Annotated in this window: 4 protein-coding genes and 2 pseudogenes; 2 read left to right on the top strand and 4 right to left on the bottom strand. The window is 65.1% G+C overall.

From position 1 onward, the window contains the following. The 3 genes and pseudogenes from QW863_RS35865 to traA all read right to left on the bottom strand — a co-directional run. The coding region (locus QW863_RS35865; protein WP_315770079.1) for a transposase at window positions 1-587 on the bottom strand (587 nt) is incomplete at its 3' end. A gap of 212 nt (window positions 588-799) precedes the next feature. Beyond that, window positions 800-988: pseudogene (locus QW863_RS35860) on the bottom strand (helix-turn-helix transcriptional regulator); the annotation flags it as partial. Window positions 989-1,104: 116 nt separating this feature from the next. Further along, on the bottom strand, window positions 1,105-4,116 hold the full coding sequence (gene traA, locus QW863_RS35855) for a Ti-type conjugative transfer relaxase TraA (protein ID WP_315718661.1): 3,012 nt from the start codon (window positions 4,114-4,116) through the stop codon (window positions 1,105-1,107). 171 nt (window positions 4,117-4,287) lie between these two features. On the opposite strand from traA, the gene QW863_RS35850 reads away from it, so the two are divergent. Next, window positions 4,288-4,614, top strand: a complete 327-nt coding sequence (locus QW863_RS35850) for a conjugal transfer protein TraD (RefSeq protein ID WP_315718660.1) — start codon at window positions 4,288-4,290, stop codon at window positions 4,612-4,614. A 1-nt stretch (window position 4,615) separates the two neighbouring features. Continuing rightward, window positions 4,616-4,882 carry a conjugal transfer protein TraD gene (locus tag QW863_RS35845; protein WP_315718659.1) on the top strand — a complete coding sequence of 89 codons (267 nt, stop codon included), beginning with the start codon at window positions 4,616-4,618 and terminating at the stop codon, window positions 4,880-4,882. A gap of 655 nt (window positions 4,883-5,537) precedes the next feature. Here QW863_RS35845 and QW863_RS35840 read toward each other — a convergent pair. Continuing rightward, window positions 5,538-6,605, bottom strand: a pseudogene (locus QW863_RS35840) (IS91 family transposase); the annotation flags it as partial. Window positions 6,606-6,793 lie beyond the last annotated feature (188 nt).

Raw genomic sequence — 6,793 nt, 5'->3', positions numbered from 1 at the left:
TTGGGCGTGACCTCCGTCGCGGCACCGAACGCGGCATCATCAAGAACGGCAAGATACTCGTCGATCGCTCGACCCGCGGCCTCCGGCGGAAGCCCCTTATCGCCTTCGATTCCCTTCTGTCGGTTGGCATCCGCCTTGATCAGGCTCGCGTCGACTGCGAACCCTTCGCCGCCGACCAGCCGCTCCCGGATGCAGCGGCGCAAGACGGTCTCGAACACGCGACGGAAGAGATCGCTCTCACGAAAGCGGCCGTGCCTGTTCTTCGAGAACGTCGAGTGATCGGGGACAGCTCCATCCAGACCCAACCGGCAGAACCAGCGGTAGGCCAGATTGAGGTGGACTTCATCACAGAGGCGCCGTTCCGAACGTATGCCGAAGCAATAGCCGATCAGGAGCATCCTGATCATCAGCTCCGGATCGATCGAGGGCCGCCCGATGTTGCTGTAGAACGGCGCCAGCTCCCGCCGTAAGTCCTCAAGGTCGACGAACCTATCGATCGACCGCACGAGGTGGTCGGCTGGGATGTGCCTTTCCAGCGAGAACTCATAGAACAACGCAGCCTGTTCGACTTGCCGATGCCCCATCATGACCTTCAGTCCCGCCAATTAGACAGACTGAATCACCGATATCTCTGCGCCGCAACTGGCGACTTTTTCAACGAAATCGGCTGGAAGGGGACGCTGCTGACTTGATCGAAGATTCAGCTTCGGGTCAGATGTCGCCTTTCGGTCCTGCCGTGCACTACTTCCGGTTGGCCCCCGGAGCGGACATCGCCCGTGCAGGCGACGGACAGGCATGTCGGACGCCACGCCGCGGGATCGGCGATCCATCGGTTGATGTCGGATTCCCGCCAGCCTGCGCCGTTGACGCTGATCCTGAGTTGGGCTGGGAATGTGCCTTCGCCGATCTTGCGGTAGATGGTGGATCGGGACAGGCCGGTACGGGCAAGAACGGTTTTTAGGCGGACGATCCGATCTGGTTCGCGCATGGCTGCGCTGCCTCCTGCTGACTGCTCCTGATCTACACAGAGCAAGCAGTCGCGCGCGCAAGGGCGTTTTTCAAGGCGTCGTACTGTGGCGTGCAGACGGCGGCAAACAGGCTGGGTCAACGTTCGAGGCCTCGGTCTCTTCCAAAGCCTATGCCATGGGCGATGGCCAATTGCTGGCCGAGCCGGCCACCTGATTCGAAGGCGATGCCGAGGTCTTTCCTGCGGCTGGCGAGGACGGACTCCAGTTGTGGATCGCGTTCGAGGCCTTTGGCCATGTCGCCCATCGCCGCGCGCGTCGCCCTATAGCCGGACCTGTCGCCGGCCTGGTACTGGCGCTGGCTGGTGTGATCGAGCTTCTGCCAGCGCTCCACGAAGCGGTCGGCGCGGCGGCTCGGATCAATGCGCAGTTCGGTCTCGAGCTGGAGCGCGCGGACGGCGCGGTTGAGGCGTCCGCCGGCGGCCTCCCGGACCAGCTCGGGGTTCTTCTTGTAGGCGGCCTCAGCGTCGTGGGAGCCATAGGGACGCACCTTTTCGAAGGCCTGGCGGGCGGTCTGTAGCTCTTTGACCTGTTCGGGGCTCGCTCTGCCGCCCGTCTCATGCGCCGCGAAGATCGCATCCACGGCACGAGCATGGCGCACCAGCGCCCGGGTCCGCACGCGACGGGCTTCCGCTTCGGGATCTTGCGCCACGGTCCTTGCCGGCACTTCGGCTTCGCGCCGGTCGGCTGCCGTGCCGATGTTTTCTCTTTCGGGGGATCCCCGCTCGGGCCGTCGTCCGCCATCCCGGTCGAGCACCTCTCCAGGAACGCTAAGGCCGTCGAACATGCCGCGCAGCTTCTCCGGCACGGCCTTGCGCACGATCTCGGCCACGCGCTCGCGGAACGTGATCCCGCGCCGCGCGGCGTAGCTCTGGACGGGATCGGCACGGTCGTAATCCGAGGCCATGTCCTTCGACCGCTCGCGCGACAGGGCACGGTTGAGCCGATCCGCATCGATAAAATCGTCGCGGCCATAATGCAGGTCCACGCTGTCGCGATGCCGCGACAGGGCGACATAGCTGCTGTGGGCGTCCATGCCGGGCGTTGCCAGTACATGGACCCGGTCGACCGTCACACCCTGCGCCTTGTGGATCGTCGCGGCATAACCGTGGTCGATCCGGTTGTAGTCCTTGAGGTCGAAACGCACGGATCGGCCATCGTCGGTCTGCACAGTCATGGATCGCACGCTGACCTGCTCGACGGTGCCCAGCGTGCCGTTCTTCACGCCAAGGCCGCGCTCGTTCTGCAGGAACATGACGCGGTCTCCGCCGGCGAAGTCTCTCGCCCCGCGCTCGACCGCTACTCGCACCTCGTCGCCGAGATCGCCAGCGGCCCGCATCCGCTCGCGCGCTGCCTCGTTCAGCGCCTGCACTTCGTCATTGGTGTGGGTCAGGATGATCCGACTCCGATCCGGTGATGCCTGCCGGTCGCGGTCCCAGCGCTCAATCAGATCGCTGCGCGCCTGCTCGCGGGTCTGGGCCTCATGCACCATGCCGTGGGTGCGGTAGGCCTCGAGCGCATGGCCTACTTTGCCGGTCGCCAGATCGCGCGTGGCGTCGCGCTGCCAGTCCTCCCGCTGACGCCGCACTTCGCCGATCTCGGCGCCGCCGTGACGCTCATGGATTGACCGGAACGCAGCGCCCGCCTCGATGGCCTGCAGCTGCTGCGGATCGCCGACCAGCACCACCTTTGCGCCAGCCTCGGCAGCATGGGACAGCACGCGCTCAAGTTGCCGCGTACCGACCATGCCGGCCTCGTCGATCACCACCACATCGCTCGATTTGAGCAAATCACGGCCTTGTTCCCAGCCATGCTCCAGGCTGGCAATCGTGCGTGACGATATACCCGATCCGCTTTCGAGGTTTTCCGCGGCAATGCCGGACAGCGCCACGCCCCGGACCTCGAAGCCGGCCGCTTCCCATGCCTCCCGCGCCACCCCCAACAGCGCGCTCTTTCCCGTCCCGGCATGTCCGATAACGACGCCCAGATCGCGTCCATCGGTGACGTGCGCCAAGGCGTCAACCTGCTCGGATGACAGCAACAGGCCGCGCGCTTCCGCACCCGCCAGAGCGGCCTGGCGATCCGCGTCGCGCACCTCATGGCGCTCCCGTTCCGCCATCAGTTCAGCGGCCCGGTGCAGGCGCTGTTCTGCCTCGATCATCCCGCGGGTGGTGAACCGATCCTCGCCGCGGGCGTCCTTGCCGAGTTCGACCAGATCGGGCGCTCCCTGCAGTGCGCCCACCACCTCATTGAACTGGTCGAGCCCGTCGCTATGCCGGTGCGCGAACCTCGCCATATCGCGACGGGTGAAGGTCGATTGCTGCAGGGTGATAGCGTCCAGTCCAAGCAAGGGATCGGCGATGATCCGCGCACCATTGCCGCGCGCGATCTCGCGGTGCATCTCGGCCCGGTCGGCCTCACCGACTTCTCCAGCGACGCCCCGAACCTCAATCCGTTTCGCCGGCGCGCCGATCTGGCTTTGCGGCTCCAGCGCGATGCCCTGGGCTTCCAGACTGCGATGGTCGATCCGTGCGTCGATGTCGAGCTCAGCCAGCCGCTCATTGGCGAGCTCCGCCCAGCGTTCGCGCCAGCGCTCGACCATCTCGGTGCGATTCCAGTCTCGTACCTTCTTGCCAAAGCCGTTCTGATCGACCGCGCGCAGGGTCAGCATGACATGAGCATGAGGTTTCGGCAGTCCGTCCTCGGCCCTGTCCCAATGCACATTGAGATCGGCGATCATGCCAAAGTCCACGAACTCGCTCCGAACAAAATCACGGGCTAGCTCGATGCCCTGCGCCTCACTCATCTCGCGCGGAAGCGCAAACTCCACCTCGCGGGCCAGCTGGGCATCTTTCCGGATTTCGAACGCTTCGACATCATTCCAAAGCCGCTCGCGATCGCGCCATGCCTCCGGCGCGTTCCCCGGCAGCATCACCTCGGAATGGACGACGCCGCGCTTCCCGGAAAAGTCTTGCTCGCGGCCGAGCCGCTCGTCGCGCAGCCGCGAAGCCGAGCGATAGGCGGCCGATGCCACCGCACTGCTCCCGGCCTTCCGGCCAATGACCTTGACGTAAAGATGGTAGATCGCCATCGCGATCCAATCACTGGCACAGCGAAGCGCACGTCGGAACGACGTATAAGCGCGCCCTCCCTCGAAAAAATCTCGGGAGGGACCAGCCCGTCCCGGCCAGTCCCGGCGACCTTACAGCATTGTGCCGGGCGCTCGGCTATCATTTCTCTATCAACGCGGATGGAAACGACGATGCGCAAGCCTAGGGACTTTGATGCTGAACTGAAGGCACTTGGGGACAAGGCGCGTGGCCTTAAGAGCCGCAAAGTGCAACAGCTCGGCGAACTGGTGATCGCTACCGGAGCCGACGCGCTAAGTGCCGATGAATTAGCGGGAGCACTGATCGTGCTGGCCGAGACAGAAGAGGCCGGAAAGAAGGAGGCATGGGCCAGGCGCGGGACCGCGTTCTTTCAAGGACGAGCGCGGCGAAATGCGCCAGCAACTGACCGCGACGTGGACGGCCCTCCGGCGCAACCGGGTGGCTCTCAACCGGCATCAGTCCGCAAGGGCGCGGCATGACATGCGCACGTGGCAGGTCGAGCGCCGCAAGCGCACGCGGCATCTCATCGAACTCGGTGGGCTCATCGTCAAAGCCGGTATCGCGGACCTAACTGGCGATGATCGCGCCACTATCCTTGGCGCGTTGCTTTGGATGGCTGCCAAGCTCAAGAGCGATCAAGGCGAACGGGCACGAGCGCTGTGGGCCGCGAAGGGGAAGCAGGCGCTCGAGGCGGACACTGCAACACACAAGGGGATAGATCGAACTGTCTCAGCAGTTCGTCGTTGATGCACAACAATTGCAAACTACCGCCAGATGGCTCGCCATCCGCGGTCGGTCCTGAACCACATCTGGTCGGCGGTCTCCTCGTCGCTTTGAACGCTCCACCCTTCGACAAGGAAGATAACGGGGCGCGTCCCAGCAGCGGGGGAACCGACGGCCGAGCCAGCAAATCCCGGATGAGCGCTACCACCGCAACCACGGCGCAGGCAATGAAAGTTCCGCGGTCAACGATCATGTGACGGCTCCTTGCCGCTCTAAGTAACCTCGTGCCAACCGCGATGATTTAAAGGCAGAGCTGCCACGGTTGATGTCTGTAAATGTGAAGGGTTTCGGATGCCGGCCGCATGATTGACGGCGCGGCACATTCGGGCGGCCGGCGTCCGAAAGCCTCCAAGGGAGGAAACCGCGCATGATGGGCAGGACTGGCGCGGCAGGCTCTATGGGGATTTGAGCGCTGCAGGTGAGCTGGCCGATTGAGTTTGAGCCGGTGCAGCGCGCGACGCGGCGGCGGTGCAGTCGCTGAACGGGTGGTGCACGGCCCCGGTCTCGACGTGTCGTCTGCGGATTGACGAGGACAGAGGAACGTTGGGGCGGACGCCGCCGTGACCGGTCGATGAGCGGCAGGCACTGCGAGCAACTTTGCACAATGGCGGGTGCGCGGTCATGAGGTATCGATCCTGATGGCGCCGGTTGGTGCGGTCGGTTGGTGACGCGGCGTTGCGCCTCGCTCAAAGACCTTGATGACGATCATGCGGCCGCCGCAGCATGGACAGGGCGACTTGGCCATGTCGACGATGGTCTCGGCCGGCTTATCCTCACGATCCCTGACGGCGAGCAGTTCGCGCGCGCGTGCGACGTTGTCGGCGCAGGCGCCCCGCGCCAGCAGGCCGTAGTGGCGGATGCGGTGGAGGCCCTTCGGCAGCACGTGGATGAGGAAGCGGCGGATGAACTCGTCTGTCGCGAGCGTCATCCGCTTTTGACGGTCGCGGCCGTCGACCCGGTAATCCTTCCACCGGAAGGTGACGCCGTGCCGGTCGAAGGCGATCAGGCGGCTGTTGGAGATGGCGACGCGGTGGGTATAGCGCGACAGATAGGCCAGCACGGCCTGTGGCCCGCCAAACGGACGCTTGACATGGACGACCCATTCCGTCTTGCGCGACGCTGCAAGCCATGCGGCGAACGATTGTGCTCCGGCGAGATGAGCGTCGTTGCCGAAGAAGCTCAGGCGCCCGGCCTGGTGGAGGGCGGCAAGACGCTCCAGGAACAGCCGCCGGAACAGGCGTGAGAGCACGCGCACCGGCAGGAAGAACCCCGGCCGGCAGGAAACCCAGCTCCGGCCATCGGGCGCGATCCCGCCGCCCGGCACGATCATGTGCACATGCGGGTGATGGGTCATGGCCGAGCCCCAGGTGTGCAGCACAGACATGATGCCGATCCTGGCGCCGAGATGCTTCGGGTCCGAGGCGATCGTCAGCATGGTCTCGGCCGAGGCCTTGAACAGCAGATCGTAGACGGCGGCCCGGTTGTGGTAGGCGATGTCGGCGATCCGGGCCGGCAGCGTAAACACGACGTGATAATACGGCACCGGCAGCAGCTCAGCCTCGGGGTCGGCGAGCCACTGCTTCGCCGCGGCGCCCTGGCACTTCGGACGGTGCCGGTTGCGGCAGGAGTTGTAGGCGATGGACGTGTAGGCGCAGTCCTCGCAGCGCGCGACATGGCCGCCGAGGGCTGTTCTGGACGGAGCGGCTTAGCGCATGAAGCGCTGCACCGGAATTCTGTGCTCGTCCTGAGCTGCCACCGAAGTTTCATCCAGCAGCGTTTAGAGTCCGGGTGGGTTGTACGCCGAGTGGCGCGGGTGGAGCAACGGGCGATTGGCGGAGCTGGTCGGGGTTGCGCAGCCGATCGCCCGTTGCGGTG

The sequence above is a fragment of the Bradyrhizobium sp. SZCCHNR1017 genome, assembly GCF_032381375.1.
GTDB lineage: Bacteria > Pseudomonadota > Alphaproteobacteria > Rhizobiales > Xanthobacteraceae > Bradyrhizobium.
This window is presented reverse-complemented; position numbering and strand designations above follow the sequence as displayed.